General features: G+C 45.9%; 20 protein-coding genes, 1 other RNA gene and 1 pseudogene. 10 read left to right on the forward strand and 12 right to left on the reverse strand.

From position 1 onward, the window contains the following. A pseudogene (locus FE392_RS14670) lies at window positions 1–116 on the forward strand (IS5/IS1182 family transposase); the annotation flags it as partial. Window positions 117–294: 178 nt separating this feature from the next. On the opposite strand, the gene FE392_RS14675 reads toward FE392_RS14670, so the two are convergent. From FE392_RS14675 to rsmI, 3 genes are all read right to left on the reverse strand, one after another. Further along, window positions 295–1,446, reverse strand: coding sequence for an IS701 family transposase (locus tag FE392_RS14675; RefSeq protein ID WP_319930967.1), 1,152 nt, complete (start codon window positions 1,444–1,446; stop codon window positions 295–297). 370 nt (window positions 1,447–1,816) lie between these two features. Next, window positions 1,817–2,203, reverse strand: an RNA gene (rnpB, locus tag FE392_RS14680) — RNase P RNA component class A. Window positions 2,204–2,304: 101 nt separating this feature from the next. After that, the gene (rsmI, locus tag FE392_RS14685) at window positions 2,305–3,183 is read right to left on the reverse strand and encodes a 16S rRNA (cytidine(1402)-2'-O)-methyltransferase (RefSeq protein WP_319930968.1); all 879 of its coding nucleotides are present in this window, start codon (window positions 3,181–3,183) and stop codon (window positions 2,305–2,307) included. Window positions 3,184–3,246: 63 nt separating this feature from the next. Here rsmI and FE392_RS14690 point away from each other — a divergent pair, with 63 nt between their 5' ends. The 4 genes from FE392_RS14690 to dolP are packed head-to-tail and all read left to right on the forward strand — an operon-like array spanning window position 3,247 to window position 6,763. Continuing rightward, the gene (locus tag FE392_RS14690; protein ID WP_319930969.1) at window positions 3,247–5,121 is read left to right on the forward strand and encodes a penicillin-binding protein activator; all 1,875 of its coding nucleotides are present in this window, start codon (window positions 3,247–3,249) and stop codon (window positions 5,119–5,121) included. Between the two features lie 5 nt (window positions 5,122–5,126). Further along, window positions 5,127–5,531, forward strand: a complete 405-nt coding sequence (locus tag FE392_RS14695; RefSeq protein WP_319930970.1) for a YraN family protein — start codon at window positions 5,127–5,129, stop codon at window positions 5,529–5,531. 54 nt (window positions 5,532–5,585) lie between these two features. Continuing rightward, window positions 5,586–6,176 carry a DnaA initiator-associating protein DiaA gene (diaA, locus tag FE392_RS14700; RefSeq protein ID WP_319930971.1) on the forward strand — a complete coding sequence of 197 codons (591 nt, stop codon included), beginning with the start codon at window positions 5,586–5,588 and terminating at the stop codon, window positions 6,174–6,176. An 11-nt stretch (window positions 6,177–6,187) separates the two neighbouring features. Next, entirely contained in the window at window positions 6,188–6,763 is a 576-nt protein-coding gene (dolP, locus tag FE392_RS14705) for a division/outer membrane stress-associated lipid-binding lipoprotein (RefSeq protein ID WP_319930972.1), read from the forward strand. A gap of 109 nt (window positions 6,764–6,872) precedes the next feature. Here the strand turns inward: dolP and mtgA are convergent, their stop codons facing one another. The 3 genes from mtgA to arcB all read right to left on the reverse strand — a co-directional run bounded on the left by mtgA (window position 6,873) and on the right by arcB (window position 10,835). After that, a complete protein-coding gene (mtgA, locus tag FE392_RS14710) occupies window positions 6,873–7,589 on the reverse strand; it encodes a monofunctional biosynthetic peptidoglycan transglycosylase (protein WP_319930973.1) in 717 nt (238 codons plus the stop codon). A gap of 4 nt (window positions 7,590–7,593) precedes the next feature. After that, the gene (gene elbB / locus FE392_RS14715) at window positions 7,594–8,247 is read right to left on the reverse strand and encodes an isoprenoid biosynthesis glyoxalase ElbB (protein ID WP_319930974.1); all 654 of its coding nucleotides are present in this window, start codon (window positions 8,245–8,247) and stop codon (window positions 7,594–7,596) included. 236 nt (window positions 8,248–8,483) lie between these two features. Beyond that, window positions 8,484–10,835, reverse strand: coding sequence for an aerobic respiration two-component sensor histidine kinase ArcB (gene arcB / locus FE392_RS14720; protein WP_319930975.1), 2,352 nt, complete (start codon window positions 10,833–10,835; stop codon window positions 8,484–8,486). Between the two features lie 704 nt (window positions 10,836–11,539). On the opposite strand from arcB, the gene gltB reads away from it, so the two are divergent. From gltB to FE392_RS14735, 3 genes are all read left to right on the forward strand, one after another. After that, window positions 11,540–15,997, forward strand: a complete 4,458-nt coding sequence (gene gltB / locus FE392_RS14725; protein ID WP_319930976.1) for a glutamate synthase large subunit — start codon at window positions 11,540–11,542, stop codon at window positions 15,995–15,997. Window positions 15,998–16,022: 25 nt separating this feature from the next. Next, on the forward strand, window positions 16,023–17,441 hold the full coding sequence (locus FE392_RS14730; protein WP_319930977.1) for a glutamate synthase small subunit: 1,419 nt from the start codon (window positions 16,023–16,025) through the stop codon (window positions 17,439–17,441). A gap of 336 nt (window positions 17,442–17,777) precedes the next feature. Next, a complete protein-coding gene (locus FE392_RS14735; RefSeq protein WP_319930978.1) occupies window positions 17,778–18,287 on the forward strand; it encodes a hypothetical protein in 510 nt (169 codons plus the stop codon). Between the two features lie 314 nt (window positions 18,288–18,601). Here the strand turns inward: FE392_RS14735 and sspB are convergent, their stop codons facing one another. The 6 genes from sspB to zapE form a co-directional block, all read right to left on the reverse strand. Further along, window positions 18,602–19,114 carry a ClpXP protease specificity-enhancing factor gene (gene sspB, locus FE392_RS14740; RefSeq protein ID WP_319930979.1) on the reverse strand — a complete coding sequence of 171 codons (513 nt, stop codon included), beginning with the start codon at window positions 19,112–19,114 and terminating at the stop codon, window positions 18,602–18,604. A 3-nt stretch (window positions 19,115–19,117) separates the two neighbouring features. Then, on the reverse strand, window positions 19,118–19,759 hold the full coding sequence (sspA, locus tag FE392_RS14745; RefSeq protein WP_319930980.1) for a stringent starvation protein SspA: 642 nt from the start codon (window positions 19,757–19,759) through the stop codon (window positions 19,118–19,120). A 439-nt stretch (window positions 19,760–20,198) separates the two neighbouring features. Continuing rightward, entirely contained in the window at window positions 20,199–20,591 is a 393-nt protein-coding gene (gene rpsI / locus FE392_RS14750; RefSeq protein WP_012990148.1) for a 30S ribosomal protein S9, read from the reverse strand. Between the two features lie 15 nt (window positions 20,592–20,606). Then, on the reverse strand, window positions 20,607–21,035 hold the full coding sequence (rplM, locus tag FE392_RS14755) for a 50S ribosomal protein L13 (RefSeq protein ID WP_038259580.1): 429 nt from the start codon (window positions 21,033–21,035) through the stop codon (window positions 20,607–20,609). Window positions 21,036–21,256: 221 nt separating this feature from the next. After that, window positions 21,257–21,388, reverse strand: a complete 132-nt coding sequence (locus FE392_RS14760) for a hypothetical protein (RefSeq protein WP_319930981.1) — start codon at window positions 21,386–21,388, stop codon at window positions 21,257–21,259. Window positions 21,389–21,468: 80 nt separating this feature from the next. Then, window positions 21,469–22,599 (reverse strand): cell division protein ZapE, encoded by a 1,131-nt coding sequence (gene zapE, locus FE392_RS14765; protein ID WP_319930982.1) that lies wholly within the window; start codon window positions 22,597–22,599, stop codon window positions 21,469–21,471. Window positions 22,600–22,832: 233 nt separating this feature from the next. On the opposite strand from zapE, the gene zapG reads away from it, so the two are divergent. Together zapG and FE392_RS14775 are read left to right on the forward strand one after the other, a co-directional pair. Continuing rightward, the gene (gene zapG / locus FE392_RS14770; RefSeq protein WP_319930983.1) at window positions 22,833–23,234 is read left to right on the forward strand and encodes a Z-ring associated protein ZapG; all 402 of its coding nucleotides are present in this window, start codon (window positions 22,833–22,835) and stop codon (window positions 23,232–23,234) included. 252 nt (window positions 23,235–23,486) lie between these two features. Continuing rightward, the gene (locus FE392_RS14775) at window positions 23,487–24,869 is read left to right on the forward strand and encodes a Do family serine endopeptidase (protein ID WP_319930984.1); all 1,383 of its coding nucleotides are present in this window, start codon (window positions 23,487–23,489) and stop codon (window positions 24,867–24,869) included. Window positions 24,870–24,925: the final 56 nt, after the last annotated feature.

Below are 24,925 nucleotides of genomic sequence, written 5' to 3' on the forward strand. Positions count from 1 at the left end.
GGATGAATCGTTACCGACGGAGACTAATTCGTTGGGAAAAGAAAATCAGTAGTTATGAAGGCATGCTGTATTTTTGTTGTGGGTTGATTGTGTGGAATAAAATCCTTTCGGGATAGGTTCTAATACTACAGTCGTAATCTCTCTATAATCATCAGGTTATTCCGAATCCGATAATGACATTGTTGTGCATAGTATTGGTGTCGCCGTCGCCACGATGACCAATGTAAAACCTGTTCGATGGTCTCTCCTGCCTTTTCCATCAATTTTGACAGCAATTTACGCAATTCCGCCACACTAAGGGCTATCAGCCCCAACGGCGTTTTTTTTCTCCTGTATCCGCAAAACCGCCAGAACCGCGTGGGCCAGTAGTGATAAGGTAATGTGCCGATACCAACTATGCCATTGCCGCACTTCGTAATGATCCAGACCGCATTCTCCCTTCGTTTCTTCAAAGCCACATTCAATTTCCCAGCGATGGCCTGCCACCTGAGCCAGGGTTGTTAGATCAGCCTGTTCTCGGCGCGCATACACGGCATAGTAAGCCCGTTCCCGTTTTTTATCCCGGCTGCGCCGGACCAGCAGATAATGGCCATATTTCCGGTCTTTCTCACTGAGTTGTAAGCGCCAGAGTGGCACCAAAATCCAGTCATACTGACGTTCGCCTTTCGCTCCCCGCCCCACAGAATGTGTTTCCCATTGCGAAGGCGTCAGGCTGTCCACAATGTTGTCCGCTCGGACATAGGTTGGCCCTTGCCACCACAACGGTTCATTTTTGGGGATCGCCAGTACAAAGGGTTGATATCGGGACTCCAGCCAACAGCGCAGCCGGCGATCCTGACCATAAACGGCATCTGCCGTCACCCAGCGACAGGGAACACCGGCCTCTAATGCGCGTTCCAGCATCTGCCGGGCGAGTTGCGGTTTGGTGGCAAAGGTGATGGAGTCAGGAATACCCGCGGCTTCGCAGCGTGGCCGGTCATCCATCCAGGGTTTGGGCAGGTATAACGCCCGGTCAATAAAGGCATGGCCGCCCTGACCGGCATAACAGAGAAAGACGCCTATCTGGCTGTTTTCGATGCGCCCAGCGGTACCACTGTATTGACGTTGAACCCCGGCAGAATGCGTGCCTTTTTTGATAAAGCCCGTTTCATCCACAATAAGTACACCATGCTCATCGCCCAAATGTTCTGTCACATAGTCCCGCAGAATATCGCGGGCGGCGTCGACATCCCAGTGAGCACGCTCCAGCAAATGTTGAATCCCATCAGGCGTGCGTTCGCCTATCCATTCCGCCAATTGCCAGCCATTTTTACGTTCAATGTCACTGAGCAGTCCTTTGAGATAAGCGAGGCTGCGTTGTTGTGGGCCGGGATGGTGAAACAAGGAGGCTAGGCGAGTATGAAGTGAGAGCAGTTCTTGTTCCCAGGCATTGGTCGGTGAGTGCATTGAACACCTCCCCGTATTTTCAGGAAAAAATGTTAGGGCTATCATGCCACAATGAGGTGTACGACTGTAGTACTAAGTCGCATTGATACTAAACTTTAATTCATATAATAAATGCGACTTTTGTCAGTGCAAAAATAGTTTTAAATAGTATCGATTGATACGTTTAGTTGAGGTTAACGCCTCAATAGTACATTTGTGGAGAAAAATCAGTGAGGTAAATTATTCAATTTGGTGGCAGTCAGCTATGCATTTGACTTGTTCAAGATGCATTTTCTGTGATGGTTGGTTGATTGGTATGGAAGTTAGTATGGAAATGGGCGCAGAGCAGAAAATAAATAAGCCCTATAGAGAAACCTCTATAGGGCTGAATTTGTGAAGTTGACCGATAAGCCGGGTTCTGTCTTGGACAGCCATTCATCTAGGCCAGCACTTGCGCACTGGCTCAAGCAACCTACCCGGGTTCGATACGGGCCGTACCATAAGAACCCCTATTTGGTCTTGCTCCGGGTGGAGTTTACCGTGCCACGAACTGTTACCAGCCGCGCGGTGCGCTCTTACCGCACCCTTTCACCCTTACCTGATCCCAATATTGCTTTTGCAAACAACATTGGGCCATCGGCGGTTTGCTCTCTGTTGCACTAGTCGTAGGCTTTCGCCTCCCAGACGTTATCTGGCACCCTGCCCTGTGGAGCCCGGACTTTCCTCCCCTTTACTTCCCCCGAAAGAGCGGTAAAGCGGCGACTGTCTGGTCAACTCCGGCGCGGATTATAAGGGGTTTATTACCCCATGTATAGGAGTTTTAACGCATCCCCTGCAATTTGCCGCACTTGCAGGCTTGGTTTGATTAAGCTTCCTTCTTTAATCCAGCTCGCCCGAATTATTTTGATCAAGTGAATAACGGTACAACGCATTTTTCTTCACGCCATGTATCTCCGCCGCCAATGCCGCCGCTTTTTTCAATGGCAGTTCTTTTTGCAACAATGCCAATGTCCGCAGTGCCTCAGGTGGTAAGCTATCATCCGCCGGTTTACGATACCCTTCGACAATCAGCACCATCTCCCCCCGGCGACGGGTTTCATCTTCTCTGACCCACGCCAGCAACTCTCCTGCCGGCATACCTTGGATAGATTCCCACGTTTTAGTCAGTTCACGCGCCAACACAACATAACGATCCGCCCCCCAGACTTCGACAATATCTTCTAAACTGTCCAGCAAACGATGTGTCGATTCGTAAAAAATAAGTGTCCTCGGTTCTTGTGCTAACTCACGCAGGGCATCCTGCCTCCCCTTGCTTTTTGCAGGCAAAAAACCTTCGTAGCAAAAACGATCGGAAGGCAATCCAGCGGCAGATAGCGCAGTAATTGCTGCACAAGGGCCAGGCAGCGGAACAACACGGATCCCGGCTTCACGACAACGACGTACAAGGTGATAGCCCGGATCATTGATCAAAGGAGTGCCGGCATCAGAAACCAAGGCGATGCTCATTCCTTGTTCTAATTTCGCAATCAATTGATCTGCTTTCTGCTGTTCATTATGATCATGAAGTGCGAACATGCGCGCATTAATGGCAAAATGTTGAAGCAACAGGCCAGTATGTCGCGTATCTTCGGCGGCAATCAGATCGACATGTTTAAGAACTTCAAGAGCACGCTGAGTAATATCCCCCAGGTTTCCAATTGGGGTTGGCACAACATACAGCGTGGATGTCGTAACCACTGCTCGATTGGTTTGATTCATTGTTTCATCCGAATGACCGATTTAAAATTGAGCATCTTTGAAAAAAACATCACTGGATACAGTATGCTTCCCTCAATTTTTGTGCGTTTCAAAACTGGTTTAGTCTATACAGCTCTGCTGTCGACTATGGTTATTGCAGGGTGTAGTACCATGCTCACACAGCAAGGGCAACCAACTTCTCAGCCTGAAGATAACATCAGCGCAGAGATTAACCGCTACCAAGCCATTATTGACGCCGCCCATAACCAACCATCGCTGGATGTTATCCGCGCTTATATAGCTTTGGAAACTTATCTCACGGGGAACCGAGTAACAGATGAAGCCGAACGCCAGAAAAATATCGATGATACCTGGCAGCAGCTGACACATCTTTCTCCACAGCAACTCAGTGAATTGGTTATCAATGCCAATGAGTATACGTTGCAGGGTTGGCTTGATTTGCTCAATACCTACCAGACCAACAATCAAGATCCCAATAAGCTGCGCTCAGCCATCCATGATTGGCAGATTCGTTACGCCAATAACCCGGCAGCCCGTCAATTGCCGAGCGCACTGCAACAAATGGAACAACAACCCAAAGATGGCTTAAACACGATTGGGTTATTCCTGCCGTTAAGCGGCCAAGCCAAGGTATTTGGTGAAGCTATCCGCCAAGGTTTTCTTGATGCACAAAAAGGGTTACCAAAACCAGTATCTCCTGTAAATGTCACCACTGCAAATGACGAGTCTGCAAATCCGGCAACAAGTGATGATCAAGCCAATGATATTGCTCAACCCAAGACTACAGATACCAGTAGCTCAGAACCAGAAAATCTGGGGTCAGAGAATACAGGTATTGCAAATGATTCTGCGGCTACAGAGGCTCCTGCCAATATTCAGACAGTAAAAGTGTATGACACAAACAGCCAGCCCCTTACCAATTTGCTGGCCCAGGCTGAACAAGATGGTGTGACGCTGGTCGTTGGGCCCTTACTGAAACCGAATGTGGAACAGTTGGCACAGGTTGATACTCCGCTGAATATTTTGGCGCTCAACGAGTTGGATGCACCACAATCCCGGCCCAATGTTTGCTATTTTGCACTGTCTCCAGAAGATGAGGCAAAAAACGCGGCCAGACACATCTGGCAACAACAAAAACATAATCCGCTGGTATTGATCCCTCGTACTGACTTAGGTACACGGGTCGCCAAAGCCTTTGCCGGGGAGTGGCAGAAGCTGGGTGGAAGAACAGTATTGCAGCAAACTTTTGCAACCCCGGCAGAAATGCGGCAATCCATGAATCGAGGCATCGGCATCCGTTTGTCCGGCACACCAATTCCTGTTAATGCTGCGGTGTCAGATCAGCCTGATACAGGTGCTGCCGTTATTGCCCAAAATACCGCCAACGGCTCGGTAGATGCTGTTTACATTGTTGCGACGGCAAACGAGCTGACAATTATCAAGCCAATGATCGATATGGCAATCAGCTCTCGTAAAAAACCTGCTCTCTATACCAATTCACGCAGCAATAAATCAGGTACAGGCCCAGATTTCCGCCTTGAAATGGATGGGATTCAATTCAGTGACATTCCTCTGTTAACCGGGGTAAATGTGCCACTGATGCAACAAGCTGCCAAAAAATTTGCCAATGATTACTCCCTGATGCGTCTCTATGCAATGGGCATTGATGCATGGTCATTATCCAATCACTTTACACAAATGCAGCAAGACACGGGTTTTCGTTTGAATGGAGAATCAGGGGAGCTTTCTGTTACGGGCAATTGCACCGTTTTGCGCCAATTACCTTGGATGGAGTTCAATAACGGCCGTATTGTGCTGGAAAATCGCTCAGTTGATGTGAATGCAGGCACAAATGATGGGGGAAATGCAGAAAGCACCGACGGCTTAACTCATTCAGACGATATGAATAATGCTGATTACAGTAATACAGTACAATAAGGGTAATGCAATATAAAAAGAGTGATAAGGCAAAGCTTGGTAAAAGTAATCGCTATGCATTGGGGCGCCATTACGAACTTAAGGCCAAGCATTTTCTGCAAAAACAAGGGCTTATTTTTGTCGCAGAAAATGTAAAAATTCGCGGTGGGGAAATTGATTTGATAATGCGTGATAAACACACGTGGGTTTTTGTCGAAGTCCGTTTCCGCCGCAGCGCACAATATGGTGATGCCATTGCTACAATTACCCAAAGCAAGCGCAACAAGCTATTGCATACCGCAGCGGTTTGGCTGTCCCAGCGCAATGAATCGCTGGACACCACACCCTGCCGCTTTGATATCTGTGCGATAACAGATAAAGAATTTGAGTGGCTAAAAAATGCTTTTACTCTGAACGAGAGCTTCTTTTAATCAGTTCTCAATTTGCTCTCTACTCAATGGATTTCAAGATAAATAGGTCATAACGTGCTGGATAGAATTAAAGTCTGCTTTACAGAAAGTATTCAAACTCAGATTGCAGCAGCAGAAGCATTGCCCGACGCTATATCACGCGCCGCAATGTTGATGGTTCAATCATTGCTGAACGGCAATAAAATTCTTTGCTGTGGTAATGGCGGTTCCGCTGCTACCTCACAACGTTTTGCTGCCAGCATGATAAATCATTTCGAAACGGAGCGCCCAAGTCTGCCAGCCCTGTCCCTGAATACTGATAATGTGGTGATAACGGCTATCGCCAACAGTAGACAACCCGATGAAGTCTACGCCAAGCAGGTCAGGGCGTTGGGCCATGCCGGAGACGTTTTGCTTGCTATTTCTACACATGGCAACAGTAGGGATATTATCAAAGCGGTAGAAGCGGCTGTCACACGTGATATGACAATTGTCGCGCTGACGGGTTTTGACGGTGGTGAAGTGGCAGGGTTATTGGGGCCTCAGGATGTTGAGATCCGCATTCCCTCACATCATAGCGTCAGGATTCAAGAAGTTCATATGTTGACAATCAACTGCCTGTGCGACTTAATCGACAATACGTTATTTCCCCATCAGGATGAGTAAGGATCCAAATAATGCGGTTATTTTCTCTATTATTGTTATGCCTTAGTACGATGTTGCTACAAGGATGTATTGGTGCTGCCGTTATCGGCTCTGCCGCGATTGCGACAAAAGCAGGTTCAGATCCGCGCACAATCGGGCAACAAGTTGACGACACAACTTTAGACGCTCGTGTCAGCACTGCCATCAGCAAAGATCCGCAAATTAAGGCACAAGCCCGTGTAGTAGCCACTGTATATCAAGGCAAAGTTCTCTTGACCGGGCAAAGCCCCAATATGGCATTGGCAAATAAAGCCGAACAGATAGCGTCAAAGGTTGACGGGACTAACGTCGTGTATAACGAAATCCGTCAGGGGGAACCGATATCATTGAGTACCGCTTCTGTTGATACCTGGCTGACAACCAAAGTTCTCTCCAAAATTTTGGCCAGTGATGCTGTTAAAACATCCAACATTAAAGTAGTGACTGAAAATGGTGAGGTCTTTTTGTTAGGTATAGTGACCACTGAAGAAGGTTCCGCAGCAGCAAAAATTGCCAGCGAAACCAGTGGCGTCAAGCGTGTAACCACCGCATTTACTTACCTGAACTGAAACCCTCTGCTGAAAAAGCGATAAAACGCGAATGTGAATGCCTGAGGAACGCGTCTCCTCAGGCATAATAACTTCAAAAAAACGTGTTCCTGCACCAATCATGTACCCTCTATCCCAACTCATTTCGCTTTAGGTAATTAACGCCTCCCATTAACTGCATCTGCCGTAAAATCCATTTCTGGCGTTGCAGTACATAAGCAGAAGGCGCATTCACTTTATATTGGTGAGGGTTTGGCAATACAGCAGCGAGCAAGGCGGCTTCGGAGGCCGTCAGCCTGCTTGCTGGTTTGCCAAAATAATGTCGGGCCGCTTCTTCGACCCCAAAGATGCCATTGCCAAATTCCGCGATATTAAGGTAGACCGTGAGAATGCGTTGTTTTGACCACAGTAATTCCACGACAAAGGTCATCCCCGCTTCCAGTCCTTTTCTTACCCAGCTACGCCCTTCCCACAAAAATAAATTTTTGGTCACTTGCTGGGAAATGGTCGACGCCCCCCTTATCCGCTTCTGATTTTTTTTGTTATACGCTATAGCAGTTTCGATAGCATTAAAATCGAATCCCCAATGATTGGGGAATTTTTGATCCTCAGCGGCAATGACGGCTAATGCCATATAAGGTGAAATTTGGTTCTGATCTATCCATGAGGAACGAGAAACATAAGATAAATTAATTGACATTAAGGCGCTCATTTGTCGCTCTATCATCACCATGGAAAACGGCACCGGCAGAAATGAAAAGGCAATTACAGCAACAAACCACAGAACTGTGATCGACAAAACAATTCTTTTGAACCAGCGCCATAATACTGAAAAAGGATTTCTCATCCAATTACTCAATCATTTCCAATATTTTCTGAACCAGCTTATCAATCCCTTTCTCTGCCTGAGACAAAGATTCTGCGAGCATATAAGCTGGCGTGGTGACAATTTTGTTTTCAAAATCAACAACAATGTCATCAACAGGACAATCTACGTGTATCCCCCCCATTTTCACTATCTCGGCAGCAGTTTCAAGATCATTGCCTATAGTGACTTTAATCGGTTTATCTAATATTTTGGGTATCATAACCGGAGAAATGCACATAAATCCCATTGGCTTGCCTAAACGATGCATCCCTTGCACCACACTTAAAAAATCTTTATTTATTTCACAATTTGACCCTTTAAAAGCGAAATTACTTAAGTTTTTGGCAGCCCCAAATCCGCCGGGAACAATTAACGCATCCAGTGTATTGATATCAACTTTAGATAAAGGCTGGATATTTCCACGTGTTATACGGGAAGATTCCTCCATTATGTTCCTGTTTTCTTTTTTCTCTTCCCCATTAAGGTGATTAATTACATGATGTTGTGCACCATCAGGTGAAAAAAAAGACACTTCAGCACCAAGACGGCTTAAAGAGAGCATAGTCAGGACTGATTCATGAATTTCACTTCCATCGTACACTCCGCAACCACTCAATATAACGGCAACAGATTTCATATTTCTCTCCATTTGTAGTAGATTAATGCTTAACCCCTTAGAGGGTTAAACACCAATCTTCATCACAGATTTTAATGAATCTTGTAACAAAAAATCTTATCTTTGCTATGTTGGTATCCGTGCTCTGTGCAGAAGAATTCTTTAGCTACTCGCACCGAAAACAAATATTAGATAAGCGGGTAAACAAGTTTCCCTGGTGTTGGCGCAGTATTCGCGCACCCCAACTTCGGTTGGGGTTATTTTTTTGTCACGTCCAACAACCAATTTCTCAATATTTCTATATCTTTCTTCCATTCCAACTTTAGCTCATCCACCCATTCCTGAACGTTGTCCCACCACGCAGGCAAATCAGGGGATTGGATCTGCTGAGCCAACTGCTGCAAATGACGCAAACCGACAGAGCCTGCCGCGCCCTTAATTTTATGAGCTTCTTCCACAATGCCTTTCTGATCTCTGGCAGTCATATTTGAATCCAACAAAGCCAGATAATTAGGCATCATTGTCTCGAAAATCATCAGATTATCGGTAATCATTGTTGGCCCGACCAATTCGATGTATTGGTTGAGCATTTCTATATCGAGTAATTCTTCATTCTTCTTCACAATATCAGCCCCTTCTTGTAGCACGCTTTCAGCATCAGAATCAGATGATGCCTTACCCCAATATTTCTCCATCATGGCAGTCAATTCTTTAACTGATAGAGGTTTATTGAGTACATCGTCCATTCCCGCTTCAAGATATTCTTTTTTATCCTTTAACACGTTTGCCGTCAGAGCTATCAGCGGAGGCAGGGATTGAGAGGAGTAACGCTGGTGCAACTCACGGGCAACATCAAGCCCCGTCATATCCGGCAGTTGGATGTCCAGCAATACTAAGTCATATTCATCAGGATCAAACATTGTCAGAGCATCATGGCCATTCATGGCAACATCAACACTGTTCCCCAGTTTTTCCAAAACAGAGCGGGCAACAATGACATTCAGTTCGATATCTTCTACCAGCAGGATGTTGAGGGCCGGCAATGGCAAACTATCCGGTTCTTCCTCCCCTGCGGGCTGTTCATCAATGGCAGGGGCGATAACTGACAACGTAAAGCAAGAACCTTTGCCCAGAGAACTGGTAACGACGATATCTCCACCCATGCTCTGTGCAAGGCGTTTAGATACAGCAAGCCCAATGCCGGTGCCGGTTGCAGGACGTCCGCCAGCACTGTCCGTGACTTGATAGTACATGGCAAAGATTTTTTCCAACTCATCGGAAGGGATCCCGATACCGGAATCGGTGACCTCGAAGAACAGGTAATCCCCTTCTTCACGCCAGATACGAACCCGAATTTCCCCTTTGGTTGTGAATTTCACGGCATTACTAATCAGGTTCCACAAGATCTGCCGCAAACGCGTTCCATCTGTCAGCACCTTGGCAGGCAATGGTTGTTTTGGCTCCAGTACGAATTTGATGCCTTTAGGCTGTGCCAGTAACCCTGAAACATTTTCCAAGTCTGACATAAAGCCAGTAAAATCAACTGGTTGGTTATAAAGTTGAACCTTGCGCCGCTCAATTTTATCTAACTCAATGATATCATTGAAAATATTACCCAAAGTAATGGCGCTGACATGGATGGTTTTCAAATAATTGCACTGCTCTGGTGTAACATCGCTGTCCATCAGGATCCGGCTTAAACCCACAATGCCATTTAAAGGCGTACGAAGCTCATGGCTAATCGTAGAGATAAAAGTGGTCTTATCCCTACTGGCATTCTCCAGCGCATCCTGATAACGCTTACGCTCTGTTATATCGCGCCCGAACCCCATTAACCCGTGCCGTTTTCCTACGCGATCATAAAAAGGGACTTTCCTAAGTTCAAAACAGGCCTTGCGGCCGTCTGGATACACCAACCACTGTTCGTAAGTCAGGGAAACATTGTGTCGAAAAACTTTTTCGTCAGTTTCCATCACCTTACTGGCTATCTCTTTGTCATAAACGTCCCTTGGAGTCAGGCCAATGAGATTTTTTTCGCTTTTGCCAGTCAGTAGTTCCATCGCCCGGTTGCAACCGGAAAACTCGTTATCTTCATTGCGGTAATAAACCAGATCCGGAGAAGCATCTAAAAATGACCGCAGGAGAATTGATTGCTGTTCAAGTTCAATCTGGGTTTTTTCACGATGCTCCATTTCCAGTTTAAGTTTATCCAGCAAGACTAGATGGGCTTTTTCTACTTTTTCCCTATCACTGATCTCCTGATTTAATTGGTCAATATTTTCTTTGAGTTGCAGGTTCAGTTCCGCATCGCGATGACGCATTTCTTCCAGTTTTGCGACCAAGCTGGATAAACGCTGGCGAGATTCCTCAAGCTGTTCCACCACGATAGAGAGAAAGTAAACGGCCCAAGGAGTGATCAACAAACCAAAAAAGATCGAGCGAATTAAGTCAATGCGCTGTACTTCACCATGCAATACAAATGTGACTGCCATTTGCATAGTCATCGCCAGAATAACCAGAGCAGATGCGAGCAATATAGAAAAGCGCACCAGCCCTAGCTTCATCATTAAATCTACATAATATTGGGCAAGCCCTCGAATAAACTTCATAACCACTCCCAGTCAAACGATTCGCAATAAAGCCACTTGATTGAATCATAACGTAAAAAAAACTCAACTTCGTTGAGGAATATCACCCTCATTTACTAAAGAATAAAAAGTCATTAAAACCAAATTAATATTCAATCTACCGCCAATTTATTTTTTAATGATGAAAAGTGTTCAATTATTTATTCTTATCGAACACAAAATACACGATATAACACCAAGTTAATCGAATTATTAAGAATAAAAAACCAATAAATTTGCACTTAACAGCATGGACAAAACAAATAATCAGAGTATTTTAGTGATATGAATCACATCATTTGATGCATATGATCTGGCTCACAAAACACGATATTCCATAATTTACTCATCTAATTCAGTTAGATAAAAACAAAAACATCAAGAAAAACACGATTTTTCGCTATTTGACCTATTCTATTTTTCTCGATAAGTTGAGAATTCACTGAAAATAACTTGTTGGATAATCAGCCAACTCATATTTATGCAGTGACGCATAATTTCATGCAGTAACACACTATGAAACACAACATCATTTTGATTTACCGCTTGTTGTTGCAAATTAACCTTGCAAAAAAACAAGTGGTGTTTGACTGAGGGCGCAATTCAGACGCCTGTAGAAATAATTAATATATCTATATCAACTCGCGAGTGATGTGAGGGTCGGACAGAACTTGGGGAGCATTACAATGTTGTATGACAAATTACAGGAAAAAGATAACTGTGGCTTTGGATTAATTGCACATATTGAAGGTGAGGCAAGTCACAAAGTAGTACGCACAGCCATACATGCGCTGTCTCGGATGCAGCACCGGGGCGCAATTCTGGCGGATGGCAAAACCGGTGATGGATGCGGCTTATTGTTGCAAAAGCCGGATCGTTTTTTTCAGATGATTGCCAACGAGCAGTCATGGCGACTCGCCAAAAACTATGCTGTCGGCATGCTGTTTTTAAGTCAGGATGCCCAAATCGCTCAATCATGCCGTGACATCATTGAACAAGAATTACAAAACGAAACGCTATCTATTGTCGGCTGGCGGGAAGTTCCCATTAACCAAGATATTTTGGGCGATATTGCCCTTTCCAGCCTTCCCCGGATTGAGCAGATTTTTATCAATGCACCAGCCGGGTGGCGGACGCAAGATCTGGAACGTCGCCTGTTCGTCGCCCGACGCCGCATAGAAAAACGCATTAACGACAGCGATTTCTATATTTGCAGCCTGTCCAATCTGGTCACTGTCTACAAAGGGCTGTGCATGGCGGCTGATTTACCCCGTTTCTACCCAGATTTAGCAGACTTGCGGATGGAATCGTCCATCTGTTTATTCCACCAGCGTTTTTCCACCAATACGGTTCCGCGCTGGCCACTGGCACAACCTTTCCGTTATTTGGCCCACAACGGGGAAATCAACACAATTACGGGGAACCGTGAATGGGCCAAGGCCAGGGCCTATAAGTTCCGCACCCCGCTGATCCCAGATTTGCAAACCGCAGCCCCCTTTGTGAATGAAACTGGCTCTGATTCCAGTTCATTGGACAATATGCTGGAGCTGTTCCTCAATGGCGGCATGGATCTCATTCGGGCAATGCGTTTGCTGGTTCCACCCGCATGGCAAAACAACCCAGATATGGATGATGACCTGCGTGCATTCTTCGATTTCAATTCCATGCATATGGAGCCGTGGGATGGGCCAGCCGGCATTGTTATTTCTGATGGGCGCTATGCAGCTTGTAACTTGGATCGCAATGGCCTGCGGCCTGCTCGTTATGTGATTACCACAGATAAGCTGATTACCTGTGCTTCTGAAGTCGGTATCTGGGATTACCAACCCGATGAAGTTGTGGAGAAAGGCCGCATCGCGCCGGGCGAATTGATGGTCATTGATACCTACGAAGGCCGCATCCTTCACTCCGCAGAAACTGACAATGATTTGAAAAGCCGCCATCCTTATAAAGAATGGCTGGAGAAAAATGTTAAGCGTTTAACGCCATTTGAAGCATTGCCGGAAGATCAGGTCGGGCAACGAAGTTTGGATGACAAACTGTTGGCAACCTACCACAAACAATTCGCCTACAGTAATGAGGAATTGGATCAAGTTATTCGGACATTGGGCGAAAACGCACAGGAAGCCACAGGTTCAATGGGGGATGATACACCGTTTGCGGTTCTTTCCAGCCGCCCGCGCATCATCTATGACTATTTCCGCCAACAATTTGCCCAAGTGACTAATCCGCCCATCGATCCACTGCGGGAAGCCCATGTTATGTCGCTCTCAACCCGTATTGGGCGGGAGATGAATGTTTTTTGTGAAGCGGAAGGGCAAGCTCACCGATTGAGTTTCGAATCCCCTGTTTTACTTTATTCTGATTTCGTGCAGTTAACGACACAGGCAGAGTCCTACTATCGCGCAGATACGCTGGATTTGATTTTTGATCCACAAGAAACCACGCTCAAGAATGCTGTATTAACCTTATGTCAGAAAGCTGAGGAACTTGTCCGCAATGGCGCGGTAATGCTGGTGCTATCTGATCGCAATATTTCACCGGAAAAATTACCGATCCCCGCACCAATGGCCGTCGGTGCCATTCAACATTGTTTGGTTGAGAAGAATTTACGCTGTGATGCCAATTTGATTGTAGAAACAGCCAGTGCGCGTGATCCACACCATTTTGCTGTATTGCTGGGCTTTGGCGCAACAGCGGTTTACCCCTATCTGGCCTATGAGTCGCTGGGGAAAATGGTCGATAACGGCACAATCAATGCGCCTTATGCCCGCGTTATGCTGAATTACCGTAACGGCATCCATAAAGGGCTATATAAGGTTATGTCCAAAATGGGCATTTCTACAATTTCGTCCTACCGCTGCTCGAAGCTGTTTGAAGCTGTCGGCTTAAATTCAGAAGTGACAGATATCTGCTTCAATGGTGTCGTCAGCCGTATTGAAGGGGCTGATTTCAGCGATTTTGAACAAGAGCTGATGAACCTTTCCAAACGGGCATGGCTGCATCGCCATTCCATCGATCAGGGCGGGCTGCTGAAATATGTTCACAATGGCGAGTATCACGCCTATAACCCTGATGTCGTGAATGCACTGCAAGCAGCGGTTTACAGCGGTGACTACAGTGATTACCAAAAATACTCTGCGTTGGTAAACGAGCGCCCGGTCACCACCCTGCGGGATCTGCTGGCGATATCTCCCCAAGGTGAGCCAATTTCTATTGACGAGGTTGAGCCTGCGGAAGCCTTGTTTAAACGTTTTGATACCGCCGCCATGTCCATTGGCGCGCTGAGTCCCGAAGCCCACGAAGCGCTGGCAGAAGCAATGAATACTTTGGGCGGGTTTTCCAACTCCGGAGAAGGTGGTGAAGATCCTGTTCGCTACGGTACGAAGAAAGTTTCTCGCATAAAACAAGTGGCATCCGGCCGATTTGGTGTCACTCCTGCGTATCTGACGAGTGCCGATGTGATCCAGATAAAAGTGGCTCAAGGCGCAAAACCGGGTGAAGGGGGACAATTGCCGGGAGATAAGGTCACTCCTTATATCGCCAGATTGCGTTACTCCGTACCGGGAGTCACACTGATTTCGCCACCACCGCATCATGATATTTATTCTATCGAAGATTTGGCACAGCTGATTTTCGATCTCAAACAAGTTAATCCAAAGGCACTGATTTCAGTCAAATTGGTTTCAGAGCCGGGCGTCGGCACTATCGCCACGGGTGTTGCCAAAGCGTATGCTGATTTAATTACCATTGCAGGCTATGACGGAGGAACCGGCGCAAGTCCCCTTTCCTCCGTAAAATATGCGGGTTGTCCGTGGGAATTGGGATTGGTGGAAACCCAGCAAGCGCTGGTAGCCAATGGGCTGCGCCATAAAATTCGGCTTCAGGTTGACGGTGGTTTGAAAACCGGCGTGGATATCATCAAGGCCGCTATTTTAGGGGCAGAAAGTTTTGGTTTCGGCACTGGCCCGATGGTTGCCCTTGGCTGTAAATATCTGCGGATTTGTCACTTAAACAACTGTGCGACCGGCGTTGCAACGCAAGATGAAAAATTGCGTCAATCCCATTATCACGGGCTACCCGAAAGAGTGATCAATTACTTCCGTTTCATTGCGCAGGAAACGCGTGAACTCATGGCACAACTGGGAGTCAGGCAGCTTACTGATTTGATCGGGCGGACAGATTTGTTGGAAGTCCTTGAGGGTATTTCGGCCAAGCAAAACAAGCTCAATCTTGAGCCATTGCTGGAAACGGCTGGGCCACATGCAGGTAAAGCCCTGCACTGCACAGAGGGGAATCCTCCCTTTGATAAAGGTGATCTGAATCAAGCCATTGTTACCCAAGCCCTGCCTTATGTAGAAAATAAGCAGAGCAAAACTTTTTATTTTGATATTCAAAATACCGATCGCTCCGTCGGTGCTGCTCTTTCGGGAGAAATTGCAACACGCCACGGCGATCAAGGTTTGGCTGCCGATCCGATCAAACTGCATTTCGCTGGAACAGCCGGGCAAAGTTTTGGCGTCTGGAATGCGGGGGGCGTTGAATTGACCTTAACCGGCGATGCCAATGACTATGTCGGCAAAGGCATGGCCGGAGGCCGCATCTCTATCCGCCCCCCTGTTGGTTCAGCTTTCAAAAGCAATGAAGCCACTATCATCGGCAATACTTGCTTGTACGGTGCCACCGGCGGAAAACTGTTCGCAGCCGGACGGGCTGGCGAACGCTTCGCAGTACGCAACTCAGGTGCCATCTCCGTTGTCGAGGGAATTGGAGATAATGGCTGTGAGTATATGACTGGCGGGATAGTCTGTGTTCTCGGTGATACAGGGGTCAACTTCGGGGCCGGTATGACAGGAGGCTTTGCCTATGTACTCGATGAGTTTGATGATTTCCGTAAACGCGTCAATGCCGAACTGGTGGAGGTTCTTTCGATAGATATACTCGCTATCCATAAAGAGCATCTCCGTGGGCTAATCACCGAACACGTCCAACTGACGGGTTCCCAGCATGGAGAAAACATCTTGGAGAACTGGTCACAATGGGTCAATAAATTTGCGTTGGTTAAGCCTAAATCCAGTGACGTCAGCGCGTTGTTGGGACACCGTTGCCGTTCTTCTGCTGAATTGCGGGTTCAGGCCCAATAGGGTCAGACACAGTAAGGAGTCAATAATGAGCCAGAATGTTTATCAATTTATCGACTTACAGCGTGTCGATCCACCTAAAAAATCGTTGAAACTCCGCAAAATAGAATTTGTGGAAATTTATGAACCGTTCTCAGAAATTCAGGCGCAAGCGCAGGCTGATCGCTGCATTGCTTGCGGCAATCCATACTGTGAATGGAAATGCCCCGTTCATAACTATATTCCAAATTGGCTGAAACTCGCCAATGAGGGGCGCATCATTGAAGCGGCAGAGTTGTCACACCAAACAAACAGCCTGCCGGAGGTTTGCGGGCGAGTCTGCCCACAAGACCGTTTATGTGAAGGTGTGTGTACGCTGAATGATGACTTCGGTGCCGTGACTATCGGCAACATTGAACGTTACATTAACGATACCGCCATTGCTATGGGCTGGAAACCCGATATGTCGCATGTCATCCCGACCGGCAAACGTGTGGCTGTGATTGGTGCCGGCCCGGCAGGGTTAGCCTGCGCGGATGTTCTGGCCCGTAACGGAGTTCAGGCCGTTGTGTATGATCGCCATCCTGAAATTGGTGGTTTACTGACATTTGGGATCCCCTCTTTCAAACTGGAAAAGGAGGTGATGATCCAACGGCGTGAAATGTTTTCTGGAATGGGTATTGAATTTCGCTTGAATACCGAGATAGGCAAAGATGTCACGTTGGCTGAACTCACAAAAGAGTTTGATGCCGTATTTCTTGGCGTAGGCACATATCAATCCATCCATGCCGGGCTGGAAAACGAAGATGCAAGCGGCGTTTATGACGCTTTGCCGTTTTTAATCGCAAATACTCGCCAGTTGATGGGATATCCTTCCCTGCCGGAGCAGCCTTATATCGATATGAAAGGCAAGCGAGTGTTAGTGCTGGGCGGGGGTGATACCGCGATGGATTGTGTTCGAACTGCGGTTCGTCAAGGAGCCACCCATGTAATCTGCGCCTATCGGCGTGATGAAGAGAATATGCCCGGCTCCCGCCGTGAAGTCGTCAATGCCAGAGAAGAGGGCGTAGAGTTCCGTTTTAATCTCCAGCCAATCAGTATTGAGGTTAACAGCACAGGGCATGTTTGTGGCGTCAAGGTTGTGAAAACCCAAATGGGTGCCAAGGATGAAAAAGGCCGCCGCCAAGCCCAGCTTATTGAGAATTCGGAGTTTTTGATAGAAGCTGACGCCGTGCTCATGGCGTTTGGTTTCCAGCCCCATACTATGAACTGGTTGAATGAACATCAGGTAGATCTCGATCAGAAAGGACGTATTGTTGCCCCTGAATCCAGTGAACTGCCTTTCCAGACCACTAATCCAAAAATATTCGCCGGAGGGGATGCAGTTCGTGGCTCCGACTTGGTCGTCACTGCCATTGCTGAAGGCAGAAAAGCCGCTTCAGGCATTCTGGATTATCTTGAAATCTAATATCTAGCTTTTTATTTATCTCCTAAACTATTTCTCCGGTCACTTGGCCGGAGATCATTTTCCCAAATGAAAAGAATTTACAAATGAAAGTATTCTAGTTTTTTCTTTTCTTCTTACTACCAGATTGGTTGTATTTTTTTGGTTTATTCGATTATTCTTGTAACCCAAAGTCAAATATTAAAATTTAATCTCCTGCACATTACAACAATACAACAATAGTGCAATACCATAATACAGCAGTAAGGTTCATTTTTTTCAAGAAGAAAGTTTCCCAGGGTAACTGATTTAATAGAAACAACTTAAAAGATTATTAAAATGAAACTACAGGAAGATAACATGCGCTTACTACTACAGATCCTCTTCTTTACTCTCACCGGTTTGGCGAGCTTGCCATCTATTGCCAAGTTATCTACTCCTGAGGAGATTATGCAACAATTGCAAGAAAGAGGGACCAATTCTGTTGTAGCTGAATTAGGTGAGGAACATGAGCGTAATGTTATTGCCCATAATATTTCAACAGGTGATAATCAATGGCTACAAATTGCTTCTAAGTTATATCCGAATATCCATCCCAAATTTTCAAAACAAATACGTGAATCTCTATCAATTGCTTTGATAAATAATCCCAAAGACGTATTAACTCTGACAGCAAAAAATCGCGCCCTTTCAATTATGGATGTCTGCACTATTCCTTCAACAATAAATGGAGCAACGCAACAGAGATCATTTATTCAGAAGGTAATAAATAGTCTACAAACGGCTGAAAAATCTAATACCGGAACCAATAAGGGTAACATTGAGATGTGTTTATGGGGATTTGAGAAAATAGCCAGCTACTATCTGTAACACGCTCATTTATTTGATAAAAATAGAGGAGATTTTAATCTCCTCTATTTTTGGAAAATGATTGCCACGCTCATCTTTCAAATTACAGCTTTATGCTCTTCGCATTTCAAGAGCTAATTTTGCATCAGTGCCACTGCTTCGGTGGTAAGTTCGCCATCGTTATCAACATATGGCTATAAACATGCCGTTTATCCAGAAGTTCATTCCCTTACAGGGCACTAAAATTCAAAATTTCTCTCGAAATCCTTTAGCATATTGGCCGCAATTTGAAATTTATCGGGAATATAACCTTGCGCCGCTATACTACGTTACGATCACTTCACAACACGTAAGGTAGGGCGACCTTTTGGTGGTTGGGGTGGTTCATCATCTGGCGAGTCATTGTCATGCGAATCATTGCTATGAGAGTCATTGTCATGAGAATCTTTGCTATCGTAGAGCTGTACCAGATTATCCGCCGTCGGTGACTCCATCTCTTCTGACTCAATATCGGATTCATAGGCAGGTTCTGGCTCAAACATCATTCCAGCACCATTTTCACGGGCATAAACCGCAATGACAGCCTCCATTGGAACATTAACCTGACGAGCAACACCGCCAAAACGGGCATTGAACCGAACTTCATCGTTAGCCAGCTCTAGATTCCCAACTGCCCTTGGCGAGATATTCAGGATGATTTGCCCATTTTGCGCATACTCCAGCGGGACGTTCACTCCATAAAAGCCAACGTCCACAACAATATGCGGGGTCATGTCATTATCCAACAGCCATTCATAATGTGCCCGCAATAAGTAAGGGCGACGTGGAGACATTTGAGTCATCTCCATAAATTAACTCCGGGACTGTAAGCGCATTTCACGTTCTGCTTCTGTCAATGAAGCCAAGAATGCGTCACGTTCAAATACACGCTGCATATAGATTTGCAGATCTTTTGAAGCTGAGCCAGACAATTCTACTCCCAATACAGGCAAACGCCACAGCAGAGGACACAAATAACAATCCACCAAGCTAAATTCTTCACTCATGAAGAATGGCATTTCTCTGAAAATAGGTGCAATAGCCAGCAGTTCTTCGGCAAGTTGCTTCCGTGCGGCATTCGCTTCCTGAGCGTTTCCTTCCTGGATTTTATACATCAGGGAATACCAGTCTTTTTCAATTCTATGCATCATCAGGCGGCTGGAGCCACGAGCGACAGGATACACAGGCATGAGTGGTGGATGTGGGAAGCGCTCATCCAGATATTCCATAATGATGCGAGAATCATACAAGGTCAGTTCACGATCAACGAGGGTAGGAACAGATTGGTAAGGATTCAAATCAATCAAATCCTGAGGCAAATTACCTGCTTCAACGTGTTCGATCTCAACGCTGACCCCTTTTTCCGCCAGTACAATTCGCACTTGATGGCTAAAAATGTCGGTCGGGCCGGAAAACAGAGTCATTACCGAACGTTTGTTGGCAGCGACAGCCATGAAAACCTCCAAGTTTATCTAAAAAAAGAAACGAACAGCCCTTTCTGAACAGCGGCTATTCTCGCTCATATTCTCATCCTGATTCGCACTTATTATCCGAGACTATCCCTTCTTCATCATTCCAGTTACGGGTTTAGTTCACGGTAACGAAAGGTTGATTGAAGATGGATTGGCCTCCACCAAATCAGGCAAACTCATGGATAAGGCAAAAAATTATTACTAGTCTACCAGATTTTGCACATTTTGTGAGGAAGTACATTGAGAATTAATGATGAAATGTTGATGTCTGAAGATTTGTCTATTTAATATGCTATTAAATAGGCTTTTTTAGCAGAAAAAGAGTATTTTTTAAGATTGGACAACGATGATAGAAATAAAAAACCCGCCATAAAATGACGGGTTTTTAACTTTAATCCACTGCCACCATAGTGGCAACAAATTAACGTTTGGAGAACTGTGGACGACGACGTGCTTTACGCAGACCCACTTTCTTACGTTCAACTTCACGAGCATCGCGAGTAACGAAGCCAGCTTTGCGAAGATCAGAACGCAGAGTCTCGTCATAAGCCATCAGTGCACGGGTAATACCGTGACGGATTGCGCCTGCCTGACCAGAGATACCACCACCTTTAACAGTGATGTACAGGTCCAGTTTGCCCAGCATGTCAACCAGCTCAAGAGGCTGACGAACAACCATGCGCGCAGTTTCACGACCGAAGTAAACTTCGAGGCTGCGTTGGTTGATTACGATGTTACCGCTACCTGGCTTAATGAAGACACGAGCGGAGGAGCTTTTGCGGCGACCAGTGCCGTAGTATTGATTTTCAGCCATTGCCTATAATCCCGATTAAATGTCCAGAACTTGTGGTTGCTGTGCCGCGTGGTTGTGCTCGCTGCCCGCGTAAACTTTCAGTTTACGGTACATTGCACGACCCAGTGGCCCTTTTGGCAGCATGCCTTTAACCGCGATTTCAATGACACGCTCAGGACGGCGGGCAATCATCTCTTCAAAGGTCGCTTGCTTGATACCACCGATGTGGCCAGTGTGGTGATAATAAATTTTGTCAGCACGTTTGTTGCCAGTTACAGCAACTTTTTCTGCGTTAACAATAATGATGTAATCACCAGTATCAACGTGCGGAGTGTATTCCGCTTTATGCTTGCCGCGCAGGCGACGAGCTATTTCAGTTGCAAGACGGCCTAAAGTTTTGCCATCTGCGTCAACAACATACCAGTCGCGTTTTACGGTTTCTGGTTTAGCTGTAAAAGTTTTCATTAAAGCTTACCCAATAATAAGTTACACGTTGGTGAACACTCGATGTTCAGAAACTGTTTTGAGGTTCACACGACTTTTGTCCAGCAAACCTACCCCTTCGAATAGCCTATGCCGGCACTAATGCAAGTTTTTGGGAAAAAAAAATCTTGCTGTAACGTGGGGTCGCAAGATTATAGAGAAGTCATCATAAAAAATCGACCCCAAATTCAATAATTATCCTGTCAGTTGATATTTCTTTCATCCAGACCGGAAATGTCCCCCATGAGTTTCGCGTTGTGTTTGGTCGGCAAGGATGTGACAAATTCGTTCCCGAAAGCCTGGATAAACAACTTCATGGCGATACGAACAACCATAAAAACGGCGGCCGGAGATTAATTGCCACCGATTATTGCCGTTGACTAAAGAGGCAACATGAAAGGCTCCCAGTGATGCATCAAGGTAAATGAGGAAGCTTCAAGTACTCTTCACTTTGCATTTCCTGCAACCGAGACAGGCAGCGCCGATATTCAAACGTCAGCAATTCGCCCTGATAAGCCTGTTCCATTGGTGCCTCGGCATTGATGATCAGTTTGACATGCCGCTCATAAAATTCATCAACCAGTGCGATAAATCGCCGCGCAGCACTTTCCTTCGATACCGCCATAACCGGCATGTCATGCAGCAAAACCGTATGATAAAGCTTAGACAACGCGATGTAATCCATCTGGCTGCGGGGATCTTCGCACAATGTTTTGAAATGAATTGCCAAGACGCCATCAACGCTGTGGATAACGGGCATGCTGCGGTGATTAATTTCCAGAATCGGGTTCGCTTCCCCTTCCTTGCCGGCCAGACGCAAGAACATGCGGTGCATCTCCTGCCGGTTTTCGTCCGACAAAGGTGTCAGATAGAGATGTGCCTGAGTCAATGTTCGCAAGCGATAATCAATTCCCGCATCGACATTCATAACATCACAATATTTTTTGATTTGTTCAATCGCGGGCAGAAAGCGCGCACGCTGCAATCCATTTCGGTAAAGCTCATCCGGCGGAATGTTGGAAGTTGCCACCAACGAAATTCCCCGGGCAAACAGGGCCTCCAGCAATGTACCGAGGATCATGGCATCAGTAATATCTGAGACAAAAAATTCATCAAAACAGAGAATGTCGGTCTGGGCCTTAAAACCATCCGCCACTATTTCCAAAGGATTTTCATATCCTTGTAACTTCATCAGCTCTTCATGCACCCGCAACATAAAACGGTGAAAGTGAAGGCGCAATTTTCGTTCCGTAGGCAAACTCTGGTAAAACATATCCATCAGCCATGTTTTGCCACGCCCAACCCCGCCCCACATATAAAGCCCCTGTACAGGCCGGTTCTGCTCAGGAGATGGCTGACGTCCAAACAATTTCCCCAACATCCCTTTCAGACCACTGGATTGCACAACATAACTGGGCCGAGCGTTGATAAGCTCGCGATGGATGATGTCCAGACGTGCAACAGTATTGCGTTGCACGTCATCAGGCTGGTACTGCCCTTCTGACAATGCAGATTGATAGAGAGATGAAGGTGTAATCGGTGACATGAAAGTGATAATCCTTAAAAATTTTATTCTCAGTTTGTATGGCATTTTACTGATAAGCATTGTGCCAATTCATAAAATAATTCGCTGCATAACCTGACAAACTTGTATAAAATTAACACATTAGACAGTACATTATTTAATTAAATAATAATCAATATTCCACTCTAGCCAAATTAGCGGTTATAGTGGTAGTAATGATATTGCAGAACAATGATGTGACTAAAGGAGTTGCTATGACCTGGGAATATGCACTGATCGGATTAATCATTGGTTTTATTGTCGGCGCGCTGGCTGTTCGCTTCGGTAGTTCAAAGCTGCGCCAACAAAATGCACAACAGGCAGAGTTGGATAAAAACCGAGCTGAATTGGAAGAATATCGCAAAGAGCTGGTCAACCATTTCGCTCGCAGTGCTGAGCTGCTGGACAATATGGCGCGCGATTACCGCCAGCTATATCAGCACATGGCTAAAAGTTCCAACGAACTGATGCCTGACATGCCAGTACGAGATAACCCTTTCAATTACCGCCTGAACGAACCTGAAACCGAAACAAGCAAAATAACCACGAATGAGCCTCCACGGGATTATTCTGAGGGTGCATCCGGCCTGTTCCGCCCTATTCAAGATAAGAAATAATCATTGCTTTAGCCGTGGTAGTTATAAATACCACGGCTAAACAACAGTGAATTCACGTAAATGCCTGTAAAGAAATACTGTAAAACTACATTATTAGTGAACTTTACTGAATAATCGGTAGTCATAACAGCATCGAAACAATTATGCTTAGGACCTATCCCATTGAGCGTAATTTCCGGGCAACGCCCCGCCTGGATAGGCTTCCCAAGCTTAATTTCCTTTTCTGACTTAGGTAATAAGAGAACGTATTCAATGAAAAGAAAAAACACATTGCTCAGCGCACTCGCAATCAGTATTGGACTATCTTTAGCTTCAGTTCCGATGGTAAGCAATGCAGCCTTACCTGCTGCAATGGCCTCTCAAGAATTACCCAGTCTCGCCCCCATGCTGGAGAAAGTACTGCCTTCTGTCGTTACCGTGCATGTTTCAGGCACAGCAGAAGTACAAAACCAACAGCTTCAGTTGCCAGAAGATTTTCAATTCTTTTTTGGGCCTGGTTTTCCTGCACCAGAACAGCCAAGCCGTCCATTCAAGGGGTTGGGCTCTGGGGTTATTATCAACGCAGATAAAGGCTATGTGTTAACTAATAATCATGTCATTGATAACGCCAATAAAATACGTGTTCAATTAAACGATGGCCGTGAATATTCTGCCAAGCTCATCGGGCGTGATCCGCAAACTGACATTGCCCTTTTGGAATTGAAAAATGCCAAGAACCTGACAGCTATCAAATTTGCCGACTCAGACCAATTGCGTGTTGGGGATTATGCTGTTGCAATCGGAAATCCATTCGGGTTAGGGCAAACTGTCACATCAGGGATCATTTCAGCCTTGGGCCGCAGTGGCCTGAATTTGGAAGGGCTGGAAAACTTTATCCAGACCGATGCTCCCATCAACCGTGGTAACTCTGGTGGGGCGTTAATTAACCTGAAAGGTGAATTGATCGGTATCAATACCGCCATCATCGCGCCGGGTGGCGGCAATGTTGGTATCGGTTTTGCGATCCCAAGTAATATGGCTAAGAGCCTTTCCGCGCAGCTTATTGCTACAGGGGAAGTCAAACGCGGTTTACTTGGCATCAAAGGCAGGGAGATGAATGCCGATATCGCCAACGCCTTCGGCATTGATGCACAACAAGGCGCATTCGTCAGCGAAGTTGTTCCGAAATCAGCCGCAGCGAAAGCAGGCATAAAAGCAGGCGATGTATTGGTTTCCTTTGATGGCAAGAAAATCGGCAGCTTTGCTGAATTGCGGGCGAAAGTTGGTACAACCACACCGGGCAAAGAGATCAAAATTGGCTTGCTGCGCAATGGGAAACCTATCACTGTCAGCGTCACATTGGATAACAATGATGGACAATCCACCAAAGCAGAAAAACTGAGTACTGCTTTGCAAGGCGCAACCCTGAGCAATGCGACAGTGAAAGAAACCCAAGGCATTAAAGTGGATTCCGTTGCTCAGAACTCACTTGCTGACAGATACGGTTTACAGAAAAATGACTTAATTGTCGGAGCCAATAACACACGCGTTAGAACTATCAATGAACTGCGTAAGATTATTGATAATAAACCGCCTGTGGTCGCGTTGAATATCATACGTGGCGACACGAACATTTACCTATTGCTGAAAAATTAAGCTGTTTGATATTGGGCATGTGATCTAATATTGATCAAACTCAGAAATTTCAAGTT

Source organism: Xenorhabdus santafensis (assembly GCF_033949405.1).
GTDB classification, from domain to species: Bacteria; Pseudomonadota; Gammaproteobacteria; order Enterobacterales; family Enterobacteriaceae; genus Xenorhabdus; species Xenorhabdus santafensis.

What these genes read in the sequence shown, in the direction of transcription:
- FE392_RS14760 (WP_319930981.1), bottom strand. Translation starts at nt 21,388, where the DNA reads ATGGTTGTTCGTATCGCCATGAAGTTGTTTATCCAGGCTTTCGGGAAC.
- FE392_RS14695 (WP_319930970.1), top strand. Translation starts at nt 5,127, where the DNA reads ATGCAATATAAAAAGAGTGATAAGGCAAAGCTTGGTAAAAGTAATCGC.
- FE392_RS14690 (WP_319930969.1), top strand. Translation starts at nt 3,247, where the DNA reads ATGCTTCCCTCAATTTTTGTGCGTTTCAAAACTGGTTTAGTCTATACA.
- rsmI (WP_319930968.1), bottom strand. Translation starts at nt 3,183, where the DNA reads ATGAATCAAACCAATCGAGCAGTGGTTACGACATCCACGCTGTATGTT.
- gltB (WP_319930976.1), top strand. Translation starts at nt 11,540, where the DNA reads ATGTTGTATGACAAATTACAGGAAAAAGATAACTGTGGCTTTGGATTA.
- dolP (WP_319930972.1), top strand. Translation starts at nt 6,188, where the DNA reads ATGCGGTTATTTTCTCTATTATTGTTATGCCTTAGTACGATGTTGCTA.
- zapG (WP_319930983.1), top strand. Translation starts at nt 22,833, where the DNA reads ATGACCTGGGAATATGCACTGATCGGATTAATCATTGGTTTTATTGTC.
- FE392_RS14730 (WP_319930977.1), top strand. Translation starts at nt 16,023, where the DNA reads ATGAGCCAGAATGTTTATCAATTTATCGACTTACAGCGTGTCGATCCA.
- mtgA (WP_319930973.1), bottom strand. Translation starts at nt 7,589, where the DNA reads ATGAGAAATCCTTTTTCAGTATTATGGCGCTGGTTCAAAAGAATTGTT.
- sspA (WP_319930980.1), bottom strand. Translation starts at nt 19,759, where the DNA reads ATGGCTGTCGCTGCCAACAAACGTTCGGTAATGACTCTGTTTTCCGGC.
- FE392_RS14735 (WP_319930978.1), top strand. Translation starts at nt 17,778, where the DNA reads ATGCGCTTACTACTACAGATCCTCTTCTTTACTCTCACCGGTTTGGCG.
- zapE (WP_319930982.1), bottom strand. Translation starts at nt 22,599, where the DNA reads ATGTCACCGATTACACCTTCATCTCTCTATCAATCTGCATTGTCAGAA.
- FE392_RS14675 (WP_319930967.1), bottom strand. Translation starts at nt 1,446, where the DNA reads ATGCACTCACCGACCAATGCCTGGGAACAAGAACTGCTCTCACTTCAT.
- sspB (WP_319930979.1), bottom strand. Translation starts at nt 19,114, where the DNA reads ATGGAGATGACTCAAATGTCTCCACGTCGCCCTTACTTATTGCGGGCA.
- rpsI (WP_012990148.1), bottom strand. Translation starts at nt 20,591, where the DNA reads ATGGCTGAAAATCAATACTACGGCACTGGTCGCCGCAAAAGCTCCTCC.
- FE392_RS14775 (WP_319930984.1), top strand. Translation starts at nt 23,487, where the DNA reads ATGAAAAGAAAAAACACATTGCTCAGCGCACTCGCAATCAGTATTGGA.
- elbB (WP_319930974.1), bottom strand. Translation starts at nt 8,247, where the DNA reads ATGAAATCTGTTGCCGTTATATTGAGTGGTTGCGGAGTGTACGATGGA.
- rplM (WP_038259580.1), bottom strand. Translation starts at nt 21,035, where the DNA reads ATGAAAACTTTTACAGCTAAACCAGAAACCGTAAAACGCGACTGGTAT.
- arcB (WP_319930975.1), bottom strand. Translation starts at nt 10,835, where the DNA reads ATGAAGTTTATTCGAGGGCTTGCCCAATATTATGTAGATTTAATGATG.